This window comes from Streptomyces sp. NPDC049954, assembly GCF_040656295.1.
GTDB lineage: Bacteria > Actinomycetota > Actinomycetes > Streptomycetales > Streptomycetaceae > Streptomyces.
In genome coordinates, this window is sequence record NZ_JBFALS010000004.1 from 140,761 (window position 1) to 161,190 (window position 20,430).

Sequence of the window (20,430 nt, forward strand, 5' to 3'; positions counted from 1 at the left end):
GGCATGAGTGAACACACGCGGCGCAAGAGCAGCTACAGCAACGCCAACGGCGGCGACTGCGTGGAAATCGCCTCCGGCCTCCCCGGCGTCGTCCCCGTCCGTGACAGCAAGGTGCTGGGCGGCCCCGTCCTCGTGGTCGGCGCGGCCGAGTTCACCACGTTCCTGGAGTACGCCAAGACGAAGTAACCCGAAGGGGGCCGGTTTTCGATGAGCGAACGCACGTGGCGCAAGAGCAGCTACAGCGGCAATGACGGCGGCAACTGCGTGGAGATCGCCGACCCGACCCCCTCCGGCACGGTCCCCGTCCGCGACAGCAAACGCGCGCACGGCCCCGTCCTCCTGCTCGGCGCGACCGCGTACACGCGGTTGCTGAACGGCTGCTGACCGGCTGACGCGGGCTCCGTGCTCATGTGGGCCGGTCTCTCGTGGGCGCGGCTGCTGAGGGCCCGGGCGGGCGGGGCGGAGGCAGGGTTTCCGCCTGCTCGCCCGAGCCGCTCGACCAGGTGGGTGTTCTCCTCCACGCGCTCGACGTCGCGCGTGGTCAGGACCTGGATCTGGTCGGCGAACGTGGCTGTGGTGTCTCTGAGCTCGCGCACCTCGACCGTACGCGCCCTCCGCAGCCCGTGATCCGCCGCTTCAGGATTCCGTCCGCCGGTCAGGCGGGCCGCTCACCCGTGCGGGTGTCCTCCGGACCCGGCAGCGCCTCGGCCTTGGCGCGCATCTTCTCGGCGCCGGCCGCGCGGACGGAGGACAGCAGGTCGGCGGCCTGGTGCCAGACGCTCCTGGCCTCTTCGGTGTCGCCGCGTTCGAGCAGGGCGGACGCGAGGTGATCGAGTGCGTCGGCCTGATCGGAGGGTCCGAGCCGCAGCCTCTCGCAGATCCGCAGCGACGTGCGGTAGTCGGTGATCGCCGCATCGAGGTGGCCGAGGCGCTGGCGCGCGTAGCCGATGCTGTCCCAGACCCCGGCCTGACGGCTCTCGTTCCCGAGTTCGCGCAGGAGGTCCATCGCCTCCTCACACGTGGTGATGGCCTCGTGGGGATCGCCGAAGACCGCGAGTTGCCAGCCCAGGCCGCCGAGCGTCTCCGCTACCTTCGCGGGCTGATCGAGGGTGCGGAAGATCGTCAGGGCGTTGCGTGTGTGCTGGAGCGCCTCGGTGTGACGCCCCTGCGCACTGCGCAACACGCCGATGTACCGCTCGTTGCGGGCCTGCTCCCGCAGCGGCAGCCGGGGTTGGTGGGTGAGCATGAGGCTCAGCAACTCGTCGGCCCCGGCGACATCTCCCGCCGAGACCATGAACGCCCGGGCAAGGTGGTAGCAGACGTAGGTGATGGCGTCCGGGTCGTCGAGCGCGCGGGCCGCGTCGAGCGCGATGCGGTGGGTCGTGATCTCCTCGGCCCAGTGTCCGGAGGCCCTGTTGTGGGCCGACCACTCCAGGGCGGTGTGGACGCGATGGCTCAGCAGACGCGGTTCCTCCAAGGCGCGCAGCGCGGCGGCCACGGTCGTCTCCTCCCGGCGGAACCAGTCCACGGCTTCCTCCCGGTCTCCCGCGGGGGCGTTCACCACCCCCGGTACCGGTTCGTCGGGCAGACCGGGCGGGTCGTGCGTGATGTGCGGGGTGTTCACGTGCGCGTTGTGGCGCAGGTAGTCGAGCAGCCGGGTCTCGGCGCCGAGACGGTCGTCGCCGTGCTCGGTCACGAGTTCGGCGCCGTAGGCGCGGACCAGGTCGTGCAGGACGTAGCGGCCGTAGGCGTCGCGGGACAGGAGGCTGGCCGAGACCAGTTCGCGCAGATGACGCCGGGCCTGCGGCATCTCCACCGCCGCGAGCGACGCGGCGGCCTGCGCCGAGGCGGCCGGGCCAGGGTGGACGGACAGGTACCGGAAGAACCGCTGGGCCCCGGCGCCGAGCGCCTGGTAGGACCAGGAGAAGACGGCCCGGATGTCGAGCCTTTGATCGTCGGCGGACAGGGTGTCGAGGCGGGCCGCGCGCAGTTCGCGGACGCCCGCCCGCAGCGACATCCGGGGCGTGGCACTGAGCTGCGCGCCCACGACGGCCACCGCGAGCGGCAGACAGCCGCACAGCTCCACGAGTTCGGCGGCGGCCTCGGGCTCCGCCGCGCTGCGCTCCTCGCCGATCCGGGCCGCGAGTCCGGCCAGCGCCTCGTCCCGGCTCCACGCGTCGAGACTGACGAGGGACGCGCCCTCGCTCCTGGCGAGTCCGGCCAACTGGTCGCGGGAGGTGATGAGGGTCAGGCACCCGGCGGCGGCGGGCAGCAGGGGCCTGACCTGTTCAACGCTGCGGGCGTTGTCGAGGACGACGATCAGGCGCCGGGAGGCGGCCTGTTCGCGGAAGAGCGCACCACGCCGCTCGGTGGCGCGCGGGATGTCCGTGCTGGGTACGCCGAGCGCGGTCAGGAACCCGCCCAGCGCCTCGCCGGGCTCCAGGGGGCGCCCGGAGTCGTCGAACCCGCGCAGGTTGACGTAGAGCTGACCGTCGGGGAAGCGGTCCGCGACCTGGTGGGCCCAGTGCACCGCGAGCGCGGTCTTGCCGACCCCGGCCATGCCGCCGATCGCCGAGATGACCACCTGACCGGCCGCCTGCGAGGCGAAGCCGTGCACGGCGGCCAGCGCCTCCTGACGGCCCCGGAAGGCCGGTGAGTCGGGCGGCAGTTGGCGGGGGACCAGCCCGGAGGGCCGGGCCGTCGCGTGGACCAGACGCCGCCGTTCGTCCTCACCGAGTTCGAGGGCGTCCATCAGCTCGGCCAGCGTCGCCTGTCGCGGCAGGCTCTTGCCCCGCTCCATGTCGCTGATCGCCCGCACGCTCACCCCGGACGCCCCGGCGAGACCTTCCAGCGTCAGCAGGGCACGTTGCCGCGCCGCACGCAGCAGCCGACCGAATGTGCTGGTGTCCATCACGCCTCCGGAGCCGCGCGCCGGCCGGCCCTGCCGCTGGAGCCCCGGCGGGTACCGACGCCTCTGAAAGCGGCGAACGTAGCATCAGTGGATTGAACGCTCCACCGCACGTCTCACCTGTCGGACCGGGACGGACGGACGGGGAACACGCCGGTCCGGGCCTCGCGTCGTGTGTTCCGGCGTTCTCCGTCACTCCGGCTCCTCAGGTCCGCGCCGCCCTCAGCGCCCGAACTTCGCGATCGCCTCCGGGGTCACCGGGGTGAAGAAGTTGACGAGGTTGCCGTCCGGGTCGCGGAACAGGAGGGAACGGTTGCCCCACGGCATGGTCGTGGGCTCGTTGACGAAGTCGGTGACGAAACCGGTCAGGTTCTCGTGCACGCGGTCCACGTCGTCCACCAGGAACTCCAGGATCACGCTGTGGTTGTCGGCCGGACGCGAGGAGCCCGGCGCGAACAGCGGCACCGTGCGGGTGCTCGCGAGGGCGAGGGTCGCGCCGCCGGGGGTGCCGAGTTCGGCGAAGTCCTCGGTGGACCAGGTCGCCGACAGCCCGGTGGCCTTCTCGTAGAACGCGACGAGGCGCGCGACGTCGTCGGTGATGACACGGAGCGAGACGAGATTCATGGTGTTCTCCTGGAGGTGACGGGGGTGACGGGGGTGCCGGGGGTGTGAGTGGTGGAGCGGTAGCGGCAGTGGTCCTTCGGTTCTCGCTCGGCACACTAGGACGAATACCGGGCGGAACCGGTCCGGTATCGGCTCTAGGCTCGCGACATGTCCCGTCCCACCGGCCGCGTCCTCACCCTCCTGGAGCTGTTGCAGTCGGGCGGTACCCGGACGACGGCCGAACTCGCCGGGCGGCTCGGTGTCGACGGGCGCACCGTGCGGCGGTACGTGGAGCAGCTGACCGACCTGGACGTGCCCGTCGAGGCGGTGCGCGGCCGGTACGGCGGCTACCGCCTCGGCCCCGGCTACCGTCTGCCGCCGCTCATGCTCGGTGACGACGAGGCCGTCGCCGTACTGCTCGGCCTGGTCGCCGGACGCCGGGCGGGGCTGACGACGACGCTCACCGCGAGCGAGACGGCGGCGGCCAAGATCCGCCGCGTTCTGCCCCGGCCGCTCGCCCGCAGGCTCGACGGCGTACTCGACTCCCTCGCCTTCACCGAACCGGCCGACGCGCTCGCCACCCCCGGCCCCGAGGTCCTGCTCACCCTCGCCGACGCGGTACGCCACCGCCGTCCCGTCTCGGTCAGGTACACCGACCGCACCGGCCGCCGCACCGAGCGCACCCTGCACCCGTACGGGATCGTGGCGCACGGGGGCCGCTGGTACGTCACCGGCGCGGACCCCGGGATCGGGGAGGACCCCGGGATCGGGGAGGACCGCACCTTCCGGCTCGACCGCGTCACCGACGCGCGCGCCCTGCCGGGGTCCTTCGAGGCACCCGCCGCCGGACCGGACCCGGCCCGGCGCGTCCTGTCCGGGTTCGCGACGGCGGAGTACCGGTACGAGGTGTCCCTGCGGATGTACGGGACGGCCGGGCAGGTCCGCGCCCGGCTCCCGGAGAGCGTCGCGACGGTGGCGGAGGAGTCCGGTTCCGGGGCCGAACGCCTTGGAGAAGGCGACCCCGGAGGCGCCGGGCGGCGCTGGCTGCGCGTCGAGCTGCGGGCGGAGCGGCTCGACTGGCTGCCTCCGGTCCTCGCCTCCCTCGACCTGCCCTTCGTCATCGAGCGACCTGACGAACTGCAAGTCCTGGTGCAGGAGTTCGCGGACCGCTTCGCGGCCCGTGCGCGCCGCTCCGGGGGTGGGGAGACGATCCGTGAGGACGACTGAGGAGGGGCGCGGCGGCGGACGGCGGGCGAGGCGGCTGTGGGCGGGCGCCGTTTAACCTTCAGCCTTATGACCTGGCTGCCCGACGACTTCGTCCACCCCGTCCACGTACCCGTGCCCGGCACCGCGCTGCACCTGCGGCCGGTCCGGGAGGCGGACACCGCGATCGACTACCCCGCCGTCATGGGCTCCAGGGAGCGGCTGTGGGAGGAGTTCGGCCCGGCCTGGGGCTGGCCCGCCGAGACGATGACCTTCGAGGAGGACCGGGCCGACCTGCTGCGCCACGAGCGGGAGATCGCCGCGCACCAGTCGTTCAACTACGCCCTGCTGGACGAGGAGGAGACGGCGATCCTCGGCTGTGTCTACGTCGACCCGCCCGAGCGCACCGGTTGTGACGCGGAGATCTCCTGGTGGGTGGTGGACGAGCTGGCCGGCGGGGAGGCGGAACACGCGCTCGACGCGCTCGTACCACGCTGGATCGACGCCGACTGGCCCTTCCGCCGGCCCCGTTACCTGGGCCGCGACCTCTCCTGGCAGGACTGGCTCGCGCTGCCACGCGCCTCGTGACTCCGCGCGCCTCGTGACTCCGCGCCTCGTGACTCCGCGTCCCGCGTGACCTTGCGGCCCCACGCCGAGCCCGCCGCCGTCGCACCTGCTCGCCCACGCGATCGGGCGCCGCACACCGGACGACCTCGTGAACGCGGTGGGGCCTCCGCTACCCCTGCCGCTCCGCCGCCCGGTACAGGCCGGTGAGTTCGAAGGCCGGGACGGAGGCGGGGCGGCCCTTCTGGAAGCCGGTGGAGACGAAGTCGTCGCCGGTGAGGAAGTTCAGGGCCCAGTTGGCGAGGACCCGGGCGCGCGCCGTCCCGGTCGGCAGGGCGAGGGCGTGGTAGCCGCGTGCCACCAACTGGGCCGGGAATCCGCTCAGTTCGATGCCCAGCGGCTTCGACACGGCGTTCCCGCAGCCGAGGTCCACGACGAGGCCGAGGTCGCGGTGGTAGTACGGCTTCATCGGGGTGCCGCGCAGGGCCGCCGCGACGTTGTGGGCCACCGCCTTGCCCTGGCGCTGCGAGTGCTGCGCGGTCGGCGGGGTGATCGCGTCGCCGCCCACGGCGAGATCCGGCACGGCCGCCGCGTCGCCCACCGCGAAGACGCCGGGGACTCCGGGCACCGACATGTTCGCGTCGGTGCGCAGCCGCCCCTTCAGCAGCTCACTGCCGACGGTGTCGACGAGCGGGCTCGCGGCCACCCCGGCCGTCCATATCACCGTGTGGGTGCCCAGGGTCCTGCCGTCCGTCAGCTCGGCGGAGTGGGCCGTCATGCTGCTGATGGTGGTGTTGAGGGAGATCTCGATGCCCCGGTCGCGCAGCGTCTTCAGCGCCTTGTCGCCGAGGTTCTCGCCCAGTTCCGGGAGCAGCCGGGGCGCCAGGTCGATGAGGTGCCAGCGCAGCAGGGACGGATCGAGGCGCGGGAACCGGCGTACGGCCGCGTGGGTGAGCAGATGCAGCGCGGCGGCCGTCTCGACGCCCGCGTAACCGCCGCCGACCACGACGAAGCGCAGGCAGCGGGCCCGCTCCTCCTCGTCCCTCGCGATGGCGGCCCGGTCGAGCTGGTGGATGACGTGGTCGCGCAGGTAGGCGGCCTGCGCGAGCGTCTTCAGGCCGAGCGCGTACTCCTGGAGTCCCGGGATGTCGAACATGCGGGTGGTGCTCCCCGCGGCCAGGACCAGGTGGTCGTACCCGACCCGGACCTCGGCGCCCTCCACGGTCCGTACGGTCAGGACCTTCTCGCGCGGGTCGACGCCGGTCGCGAAACCCGGGCCGTAGTGCGTACGGCGCAGGCGTCGGCGCAGCGAGACGGCCACCGACTGCGGGCTGAGCAGCCCGGCCGCCACATGCGAGAGCAGCGGCAGGTACAGCTGGTAGTCCTCCGGGGAGACCAGGGTGAGGCGGGCCTCGGACGGCTTCAGGAGGCGTTCGAGCCGGTGCAGGCACTCGACACCCGCGAAACCGCCACCGACCACGACGACGTGCGGAGGACGGCTCATGCGGGACTCCTTCCACCGGTCCGGACCACACAGGTCTCCTCATCGTCGTGGCGGGGCGGCGGGGGCGCATCTCGGGCGGGGCCTGGGGGCGCCCCGCCGAAGCGGCCGCCGCCCCGGGCTGGGACAAGTGCCGCCCCTCGTCCCGGGCGGCCCCGCCCACCGGCCGGCCGCAGGCGCGTGGCCGCCGGGGTCAGTGGTTCCGTGGCCAACTCCCGGACCGACGCCCGATCATGGTCGTAGATTGCTGCCATGACCGACTACGTGACCCCGTCCGGACCGGCGCCCTCGCGCGCGATAGACCACTCCGTTCCGCACTCCGCCCGCATCTGGAACCACTGGCTGGGAGGCAAGGACAACTTCCCGGTCGACGCGGCGGCCGGGGACGCCTACTCCGCCGTGTTCCCCGGCATCACGACCATCGCCCGCAGCAGCCGGGCCTTTCTTGGCCGCACCATCCGGTACCTCGTGACGGAGGCCGGCGTACGGCAGTTCCTGGACGTCGGTACGGGGCTGCCGACCGCCGACAACACGCACGAGGTGGCCCAGGCCCTCGCCCCCGAGGCGCGGATCGTCTACACGGACAAGGACCCGCTGATCCTCACGCACGCCCGCGCGTTGCTGAACTCGACGGAGCAGGGCGCTACTTCGTACGTCGAGGCGGATCTTTCCGAGCCGGAGAAGATCCTGGAGGCCGCAGCCGGGACGCTCGACCTGGAGCAGCCGGTCGGGCTGATCCTGAGCGGCATCCTCGGCCACGTCGCGGACCACGACGAGGCCCGGTCGCTCGTGCGGCGCCTGATGGCGGGCCTCCCGGCCGGCAGCCACCTGTCGGTCAACGACGGTTCGCGCGGCACCGACCCGGACTACGAACGGGCCCAGGACGCCTACAACGACACGGGCGCCGTCCCGTACTTCCTGCGGCCCGTCCCGCAGATCGAGGCGTACTTCGAGGGGCTCCACCTCGTCGACCCCGGCGTCGTCTCCGTACCGCTGTGGCGCCCGGCCGGCCCCGGCCCCGCCCCGGCCCCCATCGGCCAGCACGGGGGAGTGGGGCGGAAGGCGTAGGCCTCGGGGCGCCCCAATGCCTTCTGTCTGGACTCCGGGCCATGGACCCGCAGTACCCGGACCCGCGCCCTCGCGCCCCGTACGCGCCCGCCCGTATCCGTACGCTGCCGAGCTGGCTGCTCGCGCGGGCCGCCGTCCGGGGGCACCGGCTGGTCGCCGAGGCGCTGGCCGGGGCGGGGATGCGGATGACGCACCACGCCGTCCTGTCCCTCGTCGCGGACCAGGCCCCCGTGTCGCAGGCGGAGCTGGGGCGGGCGCTCGCCATCGACCCGAAGGACATGGTGGCGCTGGTCAAGGACCTGGAGGAGGCGGGGCTGATCCGCCGCGAGGACGATCCCTCCGACCGGCGCAAGAAGGCGATCACGCTGACGGCGCGGGGCGAACGCCGACTGCGCCGCACCCAGGCCCTCGGCGACGAGGCCAACGACGAACTGACCCGCGCGCTCAGCCCCGCGGAGCGCGAACAGCTCGTCGCCCTCCTCACCCGCATCGTCCAGCCGGCCGGGGGACGGGGAGGGGAGAACGGAACGTGACCGGGGGCGGGTCGTCGCCCCGGTGGCGGTGCGCGGGGGCGGCGCTCAGCCCGGGATCGGAGGACCCGGGCTGGAGAACCTCCACGTCCTCATGCTCGACACCCTGGTCCCGGCCTGCGCGACGCTTCTCGACGCCTGCGCCGCCGCCGGAGAACTCCGGCCCGGCCTCACCGCCTACACCCTCATGCGCGCCATCGGGAACCTCTGCATCATCGGCGCCGACTACGACCGGGCCGACGCCGGGCGCATGGTCGCCGTCCTCCTGGCGGGGTGCCGTCGCGGGGCGTAGCGCCCTCACCCTGCCCCGCCGCGTATCCCGTGTCCCCCGTCCGTTCTTCTCCCCCTCCTTCTCCTCTTCCTACGCCTCCTCCGTGATGCGGGTGTGCTCCGCGAGGCGGGCGTGCAGGTGCATGTCGTGGCGGCCGTCCGCGTGCAGGGCGGCCGCTCTGCGGGTGCCTTCGAGTACGTAGCCGGAGGCGACCGCGACGCGGCAGGAGGCCGGGTTGGCGGTGGAGTGCTCCAGGTCGAGGCGGTGGAAGCCCGCCGTGCCGAAGGCCCAGCGGGTGAGGGCTTCCAGGGCGGCGCGGCAGGTCCCGGTCCCGCGCGCGGCCGGGCTCACCCAGTAGGCGACCTCCGCCACGCCGTCGTACAGGTCGAGGCGTTTCAGGGCCATCCGGCCGCGCACGGTGCCGCCCTCCGCGTCCGGCGCGGCGATCGCCCAGTGCCCGGCCGACTCCTCGGCCCAGGTGGCGCGCCACGCGTCGATCCACTCGCGCACCTCGGCCACGGAATCGCCCCTGCGGACGTGCCAGCGCTGGATCGCGGGGTCCTGGTACGCCTCCCGCACGGCCTCGGCGTCCGACGAGCGCCACGGCCGCAACACCAGTCGCCTGTCCGGCACTTCCAGCGTGGGCTGCGGAGCGGAGGCCAGTGAACCCCGCGCGAGGGCGGGCTGGACGAGGAGAGGCATGCGGGCATTCTCGCCGACGACCGGGTGCGGTACCCGGCCGGAGGCCGCACGCGGCGCGGGGCGCGCGTCCGGCTCGGGCCGGACCCGACTCCGGGCGGGTGCTGCCGCACCGTCTCCGGCGGCTGCCGCCCGGTCAACTCCCCTGCGCGTACGGCAGGGGCGGGGCGATCGCCTGCGCGTCGACGCCCTGACCGGCCCACAGGCCGATCAGGAAGGCCGCCGTCGCCTCCAGCAGCCCGGCCCGCGCGAGCCCGCCGCCGTCGAAGGGCACGCAGCCCAGGCCCGTCACGAGCGCGCGCACCACGTCCAGCGCGTCCGGGTCGTCGCCGCACAGCGGCACCGCGAGCGGCCGGCCGTCGAAGACCGGCGGGGACAGGTGCCACACCCCGCTGTGGCACAGGTTGAACGCCTTGACGACGCGGGCGCCCGGAGCCGCCGACGCGATCCGGACCGCCGCGCTCGGACCGGGCTCCGTGGTCAGCGCGAAGCCGGGGCCCACGGGGTTCGTGCAGTCGATCAGCGTCCGGCCTTCGAGCAACGGCGCCAGTTCCGAAGCCAGTCCGGGTGCGACCGGGGCCGGGACGGCGAGGAGTACCGCGTCCGTGCCGTGTCCGGCCGCCTCGCGCAGCGTGCCGCGCCTGCCGCCGGTCCGCCGTGCCACCACGGCGGCGCGTTCGGGCGAACGCCCGCCGACCATCACCTCGTGACCCGCCCGCACCCACTGCCCGGCGAGGGCCTCGGCCATCGCGCCCGTACCGAGTGTCCCGATCCGCATACGTAGATCAACTCCCCTGTCGCACAACGGTTGTGGCGGACGGCTCCGGGGCCGTGCTCGCGCCCGGTCACCCGCCCCGCCCGCCGGAACACACACGACAGTAGGCAGCCGCTCGGGCACCATTCGGTACGTGGCCGACCACCCGCACCCCCTCGCCGACTGCCGCGCGCGGCTCGCCTTCGACCTGCTGTCCCACACCTGGGACCCGGTCGTGCTGTGGGCCCTGCGGCATGGCCCCTCCCGCCCCCGCGAACTGCTCGTACGGCTCGGTGGCATCCGGGCGAAGGTACTGACCGAGACCCTGCGGCGACTGGAGACCGACGGCCTCGTGGAGCGCCGCGCCTTCCCCGGCTCACCACCCCGCGTCGACTACGCGCTCACCGCGCTGGGCGGCACCCTCCTCGAACCCCTCGGCGCCTTCGGGGCCTGGGCCTTCGAGCACGGCGACGCGATCATGGCGGCGCGGGAACGGGCGGAGGGAGCGGGCTGACGGGCTGCGTGGCGGCTCGTCACTCCGCCAACGGGGTCTCCGTGAACGGGGCCTCCGCCAACAGGGCCTCCGCGAGCGCCGTGCGCGCGCGTCCGCCCGAGCTTCGGGGTTGCCCCGGTTCACCGCGCCCACTCCTCTGCCCGCGCCCGAAGCGTACGGCGGTGACGCCTTTCCCAAGGCCCTTGCGTCATGAGTGTTGCATGTTCTAAGTTCCTTGCAACAGGGAAGATGCGCTTCCGTGGTCGCTGGACGAAGTAGGGGGAACGTCATGGAGCTGGGACTCGTCGGTAAGAAGGCGCTGGTGACCGGGGCGAGCAGGGGTATCGGCCTGGCCGTGGTGACCGCGCTGCGCGCCGAGGGGATGGAGGTCGTGGCGGGGGCGCGCACGGTGAGCCCGGAGCTGGAGAAGACGGGGGCGGCCGGTGTACCGGTGGATCTCGCGAGCCCGGAGGGCCCCGCCCTGCTCGTCGAGCGGGCCACGGCCGAACTCGGCGGGCTGGACCTGCTCGTGAACAACGTCGGGGGCGGGGACGGGGGCGAGGGGCAGGCCGCCGGTTTCCTCGGCTTCTCGGATGCCCAGTGGCAGGACACCTTCGACCTGAACTTCCTGTCGGCGGTGCGCTCCACCAGGGCCGCGCTGCCCGCCCTCATGGCGGACGGAGGCGGTGCGATCGTGAACGTCTCCTCGGTCGGCGCCCGGGTCCCGCACAGCGGGCCGGTCCCGTACACGACGGCGAAGGCCGCGCTCACGGCGCTGGGCAAGGCGCTCGCCGAGGAGTTCGGCCCGCGGGGCGTCCGTGTCAACACCGTCTCGCCGGGTGTCGTCCGCACCGACATGTGGGAGGCCGAGGACGGTTACGGCGCCGCACTGGCCCGGACGATGAACCTGCCGCTGTCCAGCCTGCTGGCCGGGCTGCCCGCGGCCACCGGCATGGTGACGGGCCGGCTCGTCAGCCCCGCCGAGGTCGCGCACCTCGTCGCCTTTCTCGCCTCCCCGCTCGCCGGGAGCGTGACCGGCGCCGACCACGTGATCGACGGAGGTTCGGTCAAGACGGCGTGAGCCGCCGGCGGCCGTGCCCGTGCGCGCCGCCCGCCCCTCCCCGCACCGGGAACACGGAGGCGGACGACGCGCGCGCGGGCGGGGCGGGGAACGGGGCGCGGCTAACGCTTCCTGCTGTACGTCCGCACGAGCACCCCGTTGCCCAGGACCTGGACCTCGTCGAGGGCGAAGTCGTCCACGGAGAAGCCGGAGCGGAACATGGGCGTTCCGGAGCCGTAGACCTGCGGGTACGTCTTGATGATCAACTCGTCGATGTCCTCGCGCAGTTCCCCGGCGAGCCGGGCGCCTCCGCACAGCCAGATGCCGAGTTCGCCGTCCTCCTCCTTCAACTTTCGTACAGCGGCGCGTACATCGCCGTCGATGAGGGTGACGTGGGGATCGGGGGACTCCTGGAGGGAGTGCGAGACGACGTACTCGCGCAGGTGCGCGTACGGGCTGGTGATCCCGGCGTCCAGGCCTGCCTGGTAGGAGCCGCGGCCCTGGATCACCGTGTCGAAGCGGCGCGGGGGCAGATCGGCGATCCCGAGGGCGGCGCGTCCCTGGGCGGACATCGCCTCCGGGTAGTTCTCCTTCAGGAAGCCGAGGAACTCCTCGTCCAGGAAGCTGAACATGGAGGTCGCGTCGCCCTCCGGGTCCCCGATGAAACCGTCGAGGGAGCAGGCGACGAAGTAACTGAGCTTGCGCACATGAGTCCTTGGCTGAGGCGGCGAGGCGACGAGGCGACGAGGCGTGAGACGAGGCAGCAGGGCCGGGCGCGGTGCGGACGCCCGCGGGGCCTGCGCAGATGCTGCTATGTGTGCCTCCGCCGCGCAAGGGCTTTGAGCGGGAGCGCCCTCGGCGGCGACGCGCCGGCGGGCGGTCCGGCAGGTCGCCCGTGGTACCGGGACGCGCCGACGGGCGGCCCCGGCAGGTCGCCGGAGTCCGCCCGTCGTTCGCTCACCGCCCGCCGACCGCCGCCCGCGTGGGGCGCGGCCGGGCGGGACGCTCAGCCCGGAGGCTGTTTACCAGCGGCCACCCTGACGGTGGTCGTCGTCGCCGTACCCGCCCTGGTCGCGGCCGTGGTCGCGGCCGCCCTTGTGGTCCCAGTCGCCCTTGTCGTGGCTGCGGCCGCCGCCGTTGACGCAGGTGTTGCCGGCGGCCGGGTTGAGCAGGCCGATCACGTTGACGCTGTTGCCGCACGCGTTGACCGGGATGTGGATCGGCACCTGGACGACGTTCCCGGACAGGACGCCCGGGGAGAAGGCCGCGACGCCCTCGGCGCCCGCGTCGGCGGACGCCGCGCCCGCGCCGCCGACGACCGCCATACCCACCGCGACGAGTACAGCCGCGCTCTTGGCCTTACCGAACATGGAGTTCTCCCTTTTTTCCGACGGCCACACCGTTGCGGCCCGTCGTCCATGCTTCGGTGCCGGAGGCCGGGCGGATCGGGACGAATCTCACTATTCGCCCGTTCGGCGGCAGTTGTGCGTACGAACGCGTAAGCCGCTTCCCCCGTCCGGCGGCATCCGGCACTGGGAGCGGGCGGGCCACCGCACGTGAGCCTCGGCGGGGCCAGGGGCCCCTACCGTGAGGCGAACCTCTGGACGCGCCACCTCTGGCCCCTCGGGCCCGGCGGGTCCTCCCGCGACGCGGGGCCCGGCCTCCGGCGCCGTCGTAGCGCGGACAGGACCAGCAGGCCCACGCACACCACGCCGCCCGCGCCGGTCAGCCACCAGGCGGCCGTCGTCAGGGAGTGGGTCAGGGCGTCGTAGCCGGCGCCGGCCGCCGGGCGGGCGATGTCGGAGGGCAGCCGGTCCATGGTCTCCGCGCGCCCGGCCATGACGACGATCCGCAGCACCACCCCGGCCAGCGCGAAACCGAGCGCGGTCAGCGCGAGGGCCCGCAGCCGCCGGTGCGCGAGCAGCAGCCCGGCCGCCGCGAGGACCAGCGCCGCCACGGCCGGCCACGGCCCCGCCGTCTCGAAGGCGTGGAAGACCTCGCGCGCGGTGCCGAGTTCCCTCGACTCGACGAAGGTGATGTCCGTGTGCGCGACGGGGATGCGGTCGGCGTACGGGACGTGGTTGTCGACGAGTTTCTGCTTGACCTGCTCGGTGACCGGGCCGAGGTCGATGGTGATGTCCCCGCCCGACTCCTCGTCGTTGAGCGCCTTCACGACCGCCGCGTGAGCGCCGTGGGTCGCCGCGTCCCACGCGTCGCGGAACGCCTCGGAACCGGTGAAGGACACCGCCGCGTCGTGCACGAACTCCCTGGCCTGGTCGTTGAGCGGGCCCAGGTCGACCTGGTCCATGACCCCGTTGGTCACGGCGGTGGCGACGGCCTCGCGGACATCGTGGTCGGCGGCCAGCGGCGACACCGTCGACACGAAGGAGTCGGTGTCCCCGATCTCGTACTTCGCCCAGACCGACAGCGCGCCCGCCGGGACGCACACGCACGCCGCCACGACGAGGACGGCGGCGAGCACGGTGCGCAGCACGCCCAGCGGGCCGCGACGGGGGCGGCGCCGGGCACAGCCGGGTGACGGCGACGCACCCGCGCCGCCGTCACCCGCTCCACCTCGTACGTCTCCCATGCCTCGCACGTACCCAGGCAACGCGGGTGTTCACCGGGCCGCCAGTCCTCGACCGCGTACGGGTGACCGGAGGAACACGGGGAACGGGGGTGCGCCGTTCCCGGCGCGCCCCCGGTGCCTCTCAGTGCGCGTCGTCGTGCACTTCCCTGGTGAAGAAGTGGTACATCGCCATCGCGAAGGTGGCGGCGCCGACGATCAGCGCCAGGATCACGTCCCACAGGACGCCGGCGTTCGACAGGCTGTGCAGGAAGCCCACCGCCAGGGCCCAGAACACCGCCCAGAGCAGCGCCCTGCGCAGGCGCGGGACGGACGGGGTCACCGCGCGCACCACGACGTAGACGACGCCGAACAGGATGCCGGTCGCGAAGCCGAAGAACACGTTCCAGCCGGTGACCGGACCGGCGAACCGCGTGGTGACCGAGGCCCAGATGCCGTAGGCGGCCGCCATCCAGAACGGCGCCTGCGAGGCCGTGAACAGGTGGATCAGGCGGGCCCGGTTGCCGCCGCCGCGCGCCCCTCGGGTCGAACCCGCGCTCCGCACGGGTGCCGCATGTGCCATGGCGCGGCCTCCTCTCGTACGCGTACGCCGCCAGCCGGCGCACTCCACTGCGTCGACGCCCCCGCCGCCACCCTCGGCGGCCGGCCGCCGACGTGATCGACGTACTCCGTCCAGAGCACACCGCGCGGGCCCGCCCGGCAACTCGGGAGGGCGGGTCCGCGCGGTGTGCTCCGGGCCCCGGACCTGCGGATGCGGGGCCCCCGCGCCCGTGTTTCGCTGAACCGGTGACTCCCTGGAGGCAGGCGCGCGGGACGGCCTGGTCCCCGGTGCGCGCGGGACTTCTGCGGGTGCGCGGGCACCGCGTCGGGTGGCTCGTGCCGCTCGTGCTGCTCGTCGCCGTGCCCGCCGTGGACGTCCTGACCGAGGTCGACTTCCGGGTGATCTCGTGGCTGGTCGTGGTGCCGGGAACGGCCGCCGCGCTGTGCGGGGTGCGGACGACGGCGCTGTTCGGGGCGCTGACCCTCGCCGCCTACTTCGCGCTCAACCACGCCTGGTCCGAGGACTACCGCACGGGCTGGCCGGACTTCGCGCTCGTCGTGGCGGGCAGCGTCGTCTCGGTCGCCGCGTGCGCGTTCCGGCTGCGCGACGCGCGCTACGTGAGCCACATGCAGGCCGTCGCCGAGACCACCCGCTCCACGGTGCTGCGCCCGCTGCCCGCGCACTGGGCCGGCATGGACCACGCGGCCGTCTACCTCGCCGCCGATACCGAGGCCCGCGTCGGCGGCGACTTCTACGACATCCAGCCCTCCCCGTACGGCACCCGCGTCATCGTCGGCGACGTCCAGGGAAAGGGCCTGAACGCGGTGACGGCCGCCGCCGCGATCCTCGGCAGTTTCCGCGAATGGGGCTTCCACGAACGCGATCTCACCGTGGCCGCGCGCCACCTGGAGACCCGGATGCGGCGCTACCAGCGGTACGTCCACGCCATGGGCCAGGACCACAGCGACCGCTTCGCGACCGCCGCCCTCGTCGGGTTCCCGCCGCCGGGCCTCGCGGCGGGCGACACCGTCGAACTCGTCGACTTCGGCCACGAACCGCCGCTCGCGGTCGGCCCCCGGGGCGTACGGGAACTGGAGACCGTGCCCGCCCTGCCGCTCGGCCTCGGCGCGCTCCTGGACGAGGCGCCCGTCATGGTGCGCATCGCCCTCGCCGAGGACGAGACGCTGCTGCTGGTCACCGACGGGGTGACCGAGGCGAGGGACCGCTCCGGCACCTTCTTCCCGCTGCGCGAACGGCTCGCCGAGGCCATGGCGCGCGATCCGCTGCTCGCGGCGCCCGGACTGCTCGTACGCCTCGTGCGGGACGAGACGCTGCGGCACACCCACGGCAGGCTCACCGACGACACGACGGTCCTCGCCGTACGCCGCGCCCAGGTGCCCGAACCGGGGGACCCGCCCGTGCACCCCGGCAACGCGGCCGTCGAGGAGGACCTCGACGGGAGACCGGCCCCCGGCCCGGAGCGTCCGGACGAGCCCGGGGAGCCGCCGGAGCCCGGGCCCGGGGAGCGCCGTCCCGGGGAGCCCGGCCTCGGGGAGCCCACCGCCGGGGAGTCCGCCCCCGGGGAGTCCGCCCCCGGAGAGTCCGCCCCCGGGAAGTCCGCACGGTCCGTGCGGGACGCCCCCAAACGCGACCCCTGAGCCCACGGCCGCCCTTCCACCCGAGCCCCCCCCAGCCTCTCCAGTCCCTCAAAGTCAGGAGTTCAGGACATGCCGGACACGATGAAGGCGGTCCAGTACCGCACGGTGGGCGCCGCCCCCGAGGTCGTCGAGATCCCGAAGCCCAGCCCGAGGCCCGGCGAGATCCTGCTGAAGGTCACGGCGGCCGGGGTGTGCCACTCGGACATCGCGGTCATGAGCTGGACCGAGGACCAGCTGCCCTTCCCGCTGCCGCTCACCCTGGGCCACGAGGGCGCCGGGATCGTCGAGGAGGTCGGCGAGGGCGTCCAGCACGTGCGGATCGGCGAGTCCGTCGCCGTGTACGGGCCCTGGGGCTGCGGTCGCTGCTCCAAGTGCGCGCAGGGCAAGGAGAACTACTGCCTGTTCGCCGACCGGCTCAACATCCGCCCGCCCGGCCTCGGCGCGCCCGGCGCGATCGCCGAGTACATGATCGTGGACGACGCGCGGCACCTGATGCGGCTGCGCGGCCTCGACCCCGTCGCCACCGTGTCGCTCACCGACGCGGGACTCACCCCGTACCACGCGATCAAGCGCTCCCTGCCGAAGCTCGGGCCCGGCTCCACCGCCGTCGTCATCGGCACCGGCGGCCTCGGTCACATCGGCATCCAGCTGCTGCGCGCGCTGACCCCCGCGCGGGTGGTCGCCCTCGACGTCAACGACGAGAAGCTCCAGCTCGCGAAGCAGGTCGGCGCGCACGAGGTGGTGCTCTCCGACGAGCGGGCCGCCGACAACGTCCGCCGGCTCACCCCCGAGGGGCGCGGCGCCGAGGCCGTCTTCGACTTCGTCGGCGTCCCGCCCACCGTCGAGACGGCGGGCCGCTGCGCCATGGTCGAGGGCGACGTCACCATCGTCGGCATCGGCGGCGGCTCGCTCGCGGTCGGCTTCGGCCTCCAGCCGTACGAGACGGTGGTCACCGCCCCGTACTGGGGCAGCCGCAGCGAACTCGGCGAGGTCTTCGACCTGGCGCGGGCCGGCTCCCTCGACGTGCACATCGAGAAGTACGGCATCGACGAGGCCCCGAAGGCGTACGAGCGACTGCACGAGGGCAAGGTCCGGGGCCGCGCGGTGATCCTGCCGAACGGCTGAGACCGCACGCGGCGGCGGCCCCCGCGGCCCCCGCCCGCCCGGTCCACCCCCCCCACCGCCTCTACACCCCTGTAGAACCGTGGAGTCGGAACGTCCGGCCGGGGCAGGTGTCCACTGGGCACCCGCCCCGGCCGACGGTGTACCGAGACGGTCGATACCTACGTGCCGTGCCGTGCCGTGCCGTGCCGTGCCGCGCTGTGGCGTGGCGTGCGCGGGGCGTACGGACGACATTGCGAGTGGAGGAGCCCGGTTGACCGAGATCCTGTACCTGGTGATCGCCTTCGCGCTCACCCTGGCCTGCGCGCTGTTCGTCGCGGCCGAGTTCTCCCTGACCACGGTCGAGCGCTCCGATCTGGAGCGGGCCGTGGACGCGGGGGAGCGGGGCGCGGAGAGCGCGCTGAGGGCCGTGCGGCACCTGACCTTCCAGCTGTCCGGCGCGCAGCTCGGCATCACCGTGACCTCGCTGGTCATCGGGATGCTCGCCGAGCCCGCCGTCGCGACGCTGCTGGGCGGCCCGCTGCGCGCGACCGGCCTGGGCGAGGCGGTCGCGGGCACGGTCGGCTCGATCCTCGGCGTCGCCCTGTCCACGGTGGTCCTCATGGTGGTCGGGGAACTCGTCCCGAAGAACTGGGCGATCTCCCGGCCGGTGCCGGTCGCGCGGACCGTCGCGGGGCCGCACCGCAGGTTCTCCGCGTTCTTCGGCTTCTTCATCCACAGTCTCAACGCGACCGCGAACTTCTTCGTGCGCCGTCTCGGCCTCGAACCCACCGAGGAGCTGGAGTCGGTGCGCGGTCCGGAGGAACTCGTCGCGCTCGCCCGGCACTCCGCCGCCGAGGGGGCCCTGGAGGCGGACGCCGCCGAGCTGTTCATCCGCACCCTGCACCTGGGCGAACTGACGGCGCAGAACGTCATGACCCCGCGCGTCGACGTCCAGGCCCTGGCCGCCGAGGCCAGCGCGACCGACGCCGCGAACCTCACCCACGCGACGGGACTGTCCCGCTTCCCGGTCTTCCGCGACCACCTGGACGACGTGATCGGCACCGTCCACATCCGCGACGTCCTCGCCCTGGAGCCGGCGGCCCGCTCGCGCACCCCGGTCACCGAGATCGCCACGCCGCCGCTGCTGGTCCCCGACTCGCTGCCCGCCGACACCCTGCTGGAACGCATGCGCTCGGCGCACACGATGGCCGTCGTCATCGACGAGTACGGCGGTACGGCGGGCGTCGTGACGGTCGAGGACATCGTGGAGGAGGTCGTCGGCGAGGTGCGCGACGAGCACGACCCCGAGGAGACGGAGGACCTGCTGCCCGCGGGCACCACCTTCGACGGCCGCGCCACCTGGGAGGCGGACGGCGGCCTGCGCATCGACCAGTTGCGCCGCATCGGCCTGCGCGCCCCGGAGGGCCCGTACGAGACGGTCGCCGGGCTCCTCGCGACGGAGCTGGGCCGCATCCCCGAGGTGCACGACCGCGTGGAGACCGAGGGCTGGGACCTGACGGTGCTCGCCGTGGAGCACCACCGGGCCGAACGCGTCCTGGTGACCGAACCGTTCCCGGGGGAGCGCGTACCGCCCGACGGCGGGGGCCGAGGGGGCCGCCGCCCCGCGAAGGGCGCGCGCGAGGCGGAAGACGGGAGGGGGGCCGGGACGCGGGCCAGTACGGGCACCGGCACCGGCACCGGCACCGGTACGGGGCCGATGGGCGCCCGCGCGGGGAGCGCCACCCGCCCGGAGAGAGAGACCGGCGCTGAGCACGACACCGCCGCTGAGCACGAAAACCGCCCGCAAGGGCCCGAGGGGGAGACCCGATGACCGTCCTCCAGCTCTTCATCGGCCTCCTGACGCTGTTCACCAACGCCTTCTTCGTCGGCGGCGAGTTCTCCCTCATCTCGGTACGCCGCAGCCAGATCGAGCCGCTGGCGGAGGCCGGCGACAAACGCGCGATCTCCACTCTCGGGGCGCTGGAACACATCTCGGCGATGCTCGCGACCGCCCAGCTCGGCATCACCGCCTCCTCGCTGGTGCTGGGCGCGGTCGCCGAACCCGCCATGGCGCACCTGCTGGAGCCGGTCTTCGAGGCGGTGAGCGTGCCGCACGGGCTGGTGCACCCGATCTCCTTCGTCATCGCGCTGACCCTCGCGACGTATCTGCACATGCTGGTCGGCGAGATGGTGCCGAAGAACATCGCGCTCGCCGAACCGGTGCGCACCGCGCTGCTGCTCGGCCCGCCGCTGGTCGCGCTGACCAAGGTGCTCAGGCCCGTCGTGTTCGGCATCAACTCCTTCGCCAACGGCCTGCTGCGGCTGCTGCGCGTCGAGCCGAAGAACGAGGTCGAGTCGGTGTTCACCGACGACCAGCTGGCCCGCATGGTCGAGGACTCCAGCGAGGCCGGTCTGCTCAGCGCCGCCGACCGCGACCGCCTGCGCGACGCCCTCGAACTCGGCACCCGCCCGGTCGGCGAGATCATCGTGCCCGGCGCGACGATGATCACCGTGGACCGGGACGTGACCCCGGCCGGTCTGGAACGGGCCGCCGCCCACGCGGGTTTCTCGCGCCTGCCGGTGACCGGGGAGGCCGGGGCGCTCCTGGGCTACCTGCACATCAAGGACACCCTCGGCGTCGCCGAACGCGATCAGCCGTTTCCGCGGACGGCCTTCCGGCCCCTCACCCGGGTCCGTGTCGACACCCCGCTCGACGACACACTCACCGCGCTGCGCGCCGACGACAGCCACCTCGCCGCCGTCACCGGTGAGAACGGCACCGTACGCGGCTTCGTGACCATGGAGGACGTCCTCTCCGAACTCGTGGGACGCGGCACGGAGGGGCCGGCTCCGGCGCGCGCGGACTGAGGCGTGCGTCACGCCGGG

Annotated in this window: 21 protein-coding genes and 1 pseudogene; 13 read left to right on the plus strand and 9 right to left on the minus strand. The window is 73.6% G+C overall.

From position 1 onward, the window contains the following. Positions 1-3 precede the first annotated feature (3 nt). Positions 4-186 (plus strand): DUF397 domain-containing protein, encoded by a 183-nt coding sequence (locus AB0J21_RS09885; RefSeq protein ID WP_363145352.1) that lies wholly within the window; start codon positions 4-6, stop codon positions 184-186. A 21-nt stretch (positions 187-207) separates the two neighbouring features. Next, a complete protein-coding gene (locus AB0J21_RS09890) occupies positions 208-384 on the plus strand; it encodes a DUF397 domain-containing protein (protein WP_363145353.1) in 177 nt (58 codons plus the stop codon). 271 nt (positions 385-655) lie between these two features. Here the strand turns inward: AB0J21_RS09890 and AB0J21_RS09895 are convergent, their stop codons facing one another. After that, a complete protein-coding gene (locus AB0J21_RS09895; RefSeq protein ID WP_363145354.1) occupies positions 656-2,911 on the minus strand; it encodes a helix-turn-helix domain-containing protein in 2,256 nt (751 codons plus the stop codon). A 219-nt stretch (positions 2,912-3,130) separates the two neighbouring features. Further along, a complete protein-coding gene (locus AB0J21_RS09900) occupies positions 3,131-3,532 on the minus strand; it encodes a VOC family protein (protein ID WP_363145355.1) in 402 nt (133 codons plus the stop codon). A 147-nt stretch (positions 3,533-3,679) separates the two neighbouring features. Between AB0J21_RS09900 and AB0J21_RS09905 the strand changes: the two genes are divergently transcribed. Next, on the plus strand, positions 3,680-4,738 hold the full coding sequence (locus tag AB0J21_RS09905) for a YafY family protein (RefSeq protein ID WP_363145356.1): 1,059 nt from the start codon (positions 3,680-3,682) through the stop codon (positions 4,736-4,738). Between the two features lie 66 nt (positions 4,739-4,804). Then, a complete protein-coding gene (locus AB0J21_RS09910) occupies positions 4,805-5,302 on the plus strand; it encodes a GNAT family N-acetyltransferase (RefSeq protein ID WP_363145357.1) in 498 nt (165 codons plus the stop codon). Positions 5,303-5,450: 148 nt separating this feature from the next. Here the strand turns inward: AB0J21_RS09910 and AB0J21_RS09915 are convergent, their stop codons facing one another. Further along, positions 5,451-6,782 carry an FAD-dependent oxidoreductase gene (locus AB0J21_RS09915; RefSeq protein WP_363145358.1) on the minus strand — a complete coding sequence of 444 codons (1,332 nt, stop codon included), beginning with the start codon at positions 6,780-6,782 and terminating at the stop codon, positions 5,451-5,453. Positions 6,783-7,031: 249 nt separating this feature from the next. Here AB0J21_RS09915 and AB0J21_RS09920 point away from each other — a divergent pair, with 249 nt between their 5' ends. From AB0J21_RS09920 to AB0J21_RS09930, 3 genes and pseudogenes are all read left to right on the plus strand, one after another. After that, entirely contained in the window at positions 7,032-7,847 is an 816-nt protein-coding gene (locus AB0J21_RS09920) for an SAM-dependent methyltransferase (protein ID WP_363145359.1), read from the plus strand. A gap of 41 nt (positions 7,848-7,888) precedes the next feature. Continuing rightward, a complete protein-coding gene (locus tag AB0J21_RS09925; protein ID WP_363145360.1) occupies positions 7,889-8,380 on the plus strand; it encodes a MarR family winged helix-turn-helix transcriptional regulator in 492 nt (163 codons plus the stop codon). 64 nt (positions 8,381-8,444) lie between these two features. Further along, a pseudogene (locus AB0J21_RS09930) lies at positions 8,445-8,669 on the plus strand (TetR/AcrR family transcriptional regulator); the annotation flags it as partial. A gap of 69 nt (positions 8,670-8,738) precedes the next feature. Here the strand turns inward: AB0J21_RS09930 and AB0J21_RS09935 are convergent. Both AB0J21_RS09935 and AB0J21_RS09940 read right to left on the minus strand, forming a co-directional pair. After that, the gene (locus AB0J21_RS09935; protein ID WP_363145361.1) at positions 8,739-9,350 is read right to left on the minus strand and encodes a GNAT family N-acetyltransferase; all 612 of its coding nucleotides are present in this window, start codon (positions 9,348-9,350) and stop codon (positions 8,739-8,741) included. 133 nt (positions 9,351-9,483) lie between these two features. After that, on the minus strand, positions 9,484-10,125 hold the full coding sequence (locus tag AB0J21_RS09940; protein WP_363145362.1) for an NAD(P)-binding domain-containing protein: 642 nt from the start codon (positions 10,123-10,125) through the stop codon (positions 9,484-9,486). 130 nt (positions 10,126-10,255) lie between these two features. On the opposite strand from AB0J21_RS09940, the gene AB0J21_RS09945 reads away from it, so the two are divergent. Beyond that, positions 10,256-10,615: a helix-turn-helix domain-containing protein gene (locus tag AB0J21_RS09945; protein WP_363145363.1), complete on the plus strand. Its 360-nt coding sequence runs from the start codon at positions 10,256-10,258 to the stop codon at positions 10,613-10,615. Between the two features lie 268 nt (positions 10,616-10,883). Continuing rightward, the gene (locus tag AB0J21_RS09950; RefSeq protein ID WP_363145364.1) at positions 10,884-11,675 is read left to right on the plus strand and encodes an SDR family oxidoreductase; all 792 of its coding nucleotides are present in this window, start codon (positions 10,884-10,886) and stop codon (positions 11,673-11,675) included. Positions 11,676-11,776: 101 nt separating this feature from the next. On the opposite strand, the gene AB0J21_RS09955 is transcribed toward AB0J21_RS09950, so the two are convergent. The 4 genes from AB0J21_RS09955 to AB0J21_RS09970 all read right to left on the minus strand — a co-directional run bounded on the left by AB0J21_RS09955 (position 11,777) and on the right by AB0J21_RS09970 (position 14,803). Beyond that, positions 11,777-12,361, minus strand: a complete 585-nt coding sequence (locus tag AB0J21_RS09955; RefSeq protein WP_363145365.1) for a dihydrofolate reductase family protein — start codon at positions 12,359-12,361, stop codon at positions 11,777-11,779. Positions 12,362-12,676: 315 nt separating this feature from the next. Beyond that, a complete protein-coding gene (locus AB0J21_RS09960) occupies positions 12,677-13,024 on the minus strand; it encodes a chaplin (protein WP_363145366.1) in 348 nt (115 codons plus the stop codon). A 212-nt stretch (positions 13,025-13,236) separates the two neighbouring features. Then, positions 13,237-14,244: a hypothetical protein gene (locus AB0J21_RS09965; protein WP_363145367.1), complete on the minus strand. Its 1,008-nt coding sequence runs from the start codon at positions 14,242-14,244 to the stop codon at positions 13,237-13,239. A gap of 121 nt (positions 14,245-14,365) precedes the next feature. Further along, positions 14,366-14,803 carry a hypothetical protein gene (locus AB0J21_RS09970; protein ID WP_363145368.1) on the minus strand — a complete coding sequence of 146 codons (438 nt, stop codon included), beginning with the start codon at positions 14,801-14,803 and terminating at the stop codon, positions 14,366-14,368. Between the two features lie 224 nt (positions 14,804-15,027). Here AB0J21_RS09970 and AB0J21_RS09975 point away from each other — a divergent pair, with 224 nt between their 5' ends. From AB0J21_RS09975 to AB0J21_RS09990, 4 genes are all read left to right on the plus strand, one after another. After that, positions 15,028-16,440, plus strand: coding sequence for a PP2C family protein-serine/threonine phosphatase (locus tag AB0J21_RS09975; protein ID WP_363145369.1), 1,413 nt, complete (start codon positions 15,028-15,030; stop codon positions 16,438-16,440). An 81-nt stretch (positions 16,441-16,521) separates the two neighbouring features. Further along, positions 16,522-17,565 carry an NAD(P)-dependent alcohol dehydrogenase gene (locus AB0J21_RS09980; RefSeq protein WP_363145731.1) on the plus strand — a complete coding sequence of 348 codons (1,044 nt, stop codon included), beginning with the start codon at positions 16,522-16,524 and terminating at the stop codon, positions 17,563-17,565. 250 nt (positions 17,566-17,815) lie between these two features. Next, a complete protein-coding gene (locus AB0J21_RS09985) occupies positions 17,816-19,375 on the plus strand; it encodes a hemolysin family protein (protein WP_363145370.1) in 1,560 nt (519 codons plus the stop codon). Beyond that, on the plus strand, positions 19,372-20,412 hold the full coding sequence (locus tag AB0J21_RS09990) for a hemolysin family protein (RefSeq protein ID WP_363145371.1): 1,041 nt from the start codon (positions 19,372-19,374) through the stop codon (positions 20,410-20,412). The genes AB0J21_RS09985 and AB0J21_RS09990 overlap by 4 nt, the downstream gene beginning before the upstream one ends. Positions 20,413-20,430: the final 18 nt, after the last annotated feature.

What these genes read in the sequence shown, in the direction of transcription:
- AB0J21_RS09885 (WP_363145352.1), top strand. Translation starts at nt 4, where the DNA reads ATGAGTGAACACACGCGGCGCAAGAGCAGCTACAGCAACGCCAACGGC.
- AB0J21_RS09890 (WP_363145353.1), top strand. Translation starts at nt 208, where the DNA reads ATGAGCGAACGCACGTGGCGCAAGAGCAGCTACAGCGGCAATGACGGC.
- AB0J21_RS09895 (WP_363145354.1), bottom strand. Translation starts at nt 2,911, where the DNA reads ATGGACACCAGCACATTCGGTCGGCTGCTGCGTGCGGCGCGGCAACGT.
- AB0J21_RS09900 (WP_363145355.1), bottom strand. Translation starts at nt 3,532, where the DNA reads ATGAATCTCGTCTCGCTCCGTGTCATCACCGACGACGTCGCGCGCCTC.
- AB0J21_RS09905 (WP_363145356.1), top strand. Translation starts at nt 3,680, where the DNA reads ATGTCCCGTCCCACCGGCCGCGTCCTCACCCTCCTGGAGCTGTTGCAG.
- AB0J21_RS09910 (WP_363145357.1), top strand. Translation starts at nt 4,805, where the DNA reads ATGACCTGGCTGCCCGACGACTTCGTCCACCCCGTCCACGTACCCGTG.
- AB0J21_RS09915 (WP_363145358.1), bottom strand. Translation starts at nt 6,782, where the DNA reads ATGAGCCGTCCTCCGCACGTCGTCGTGGTCGGTGGCGGTTTCGCGGGT.
- AB0J21_RS09920 (WP_363145359.1), top strand. Translation starts at nt 7,032, where the DNA reads ATGACCGACTACGTGACCCCGTCCGGACCGGCGCCCTCGCGCGCGATA.
- AB0J21_RS09925 (WP_363145360.1), top strand. Translation starts at nt 7,889, where the DNA reads ATGGACCCGCAGTACCCGGACCCGCGCCCTCGCGCCCCGTACGCGCCC.
- AB0J21_RS09935 (WP_363145361.1), bottom strand. Translation starts at nt 9,350, where the DNA reads ATGCCTCTCCTCGTCCAGCCCGCCCTCGCGCGGGGTTCACTGGCCTCC.
- AB0J21_RS09940 (WP_363145362.1), bottom strand. Translation starts at nt 10,125, where the DNA reads ATGCGGATCGGGACACTCGGTACGGGCGCGATGGCCGAGGCCCTCGCC.
- AB0J21_RS09950 (WP_363145364.1), top strand. Translation starts at nt 10,884, where the DNA reads ATGGAGCTGGGACTCGTCGGTAAGAAGGCGCTGGTGACCGGGGCGAGC.
- AB0J21_RS09960 (WP_363145366.1), bottom strand. Translation starts at nt 13,024, where the DNA reads ATGTTCGGTAAGGCCAAGAGCGCGGCTGTACTCGTCGCGGTGGGTATG.
- AB0J21_RS09965 (WP_363145367.1), bottom strand. Translation starts at nt 14,244, where the DNA reads ATGGGAGACGTACGAGGTGGAGCGGGTGACGGCGGCGCGGGTGCGTCG.
- AB0J21_RS09970 (WP_363145368.1), bottom strand. Translation starts at nt 14,803, where the DNA reads ATGGCACATGCGGCACCCGTGCGGAGCGCGGGTTCGACCCGAGGGGCG.
- AB0J21_RS09980 (WP_363145731.1), top strand. Translation starts at nt 16,522, where the DNA reads ATGAAGGCGGTCCAGTACCGCACGGTGGGCGCCGCCCCCGAGGTCGTC.
- AB0J21_RS09990 (WP_363145371.1), top strand. Translation starts at nt 19,372, where the DNA reads ATGACCGTCCTCCAGCTCTTCATCGGCCTCCTGACGCTGTTCACCAAC.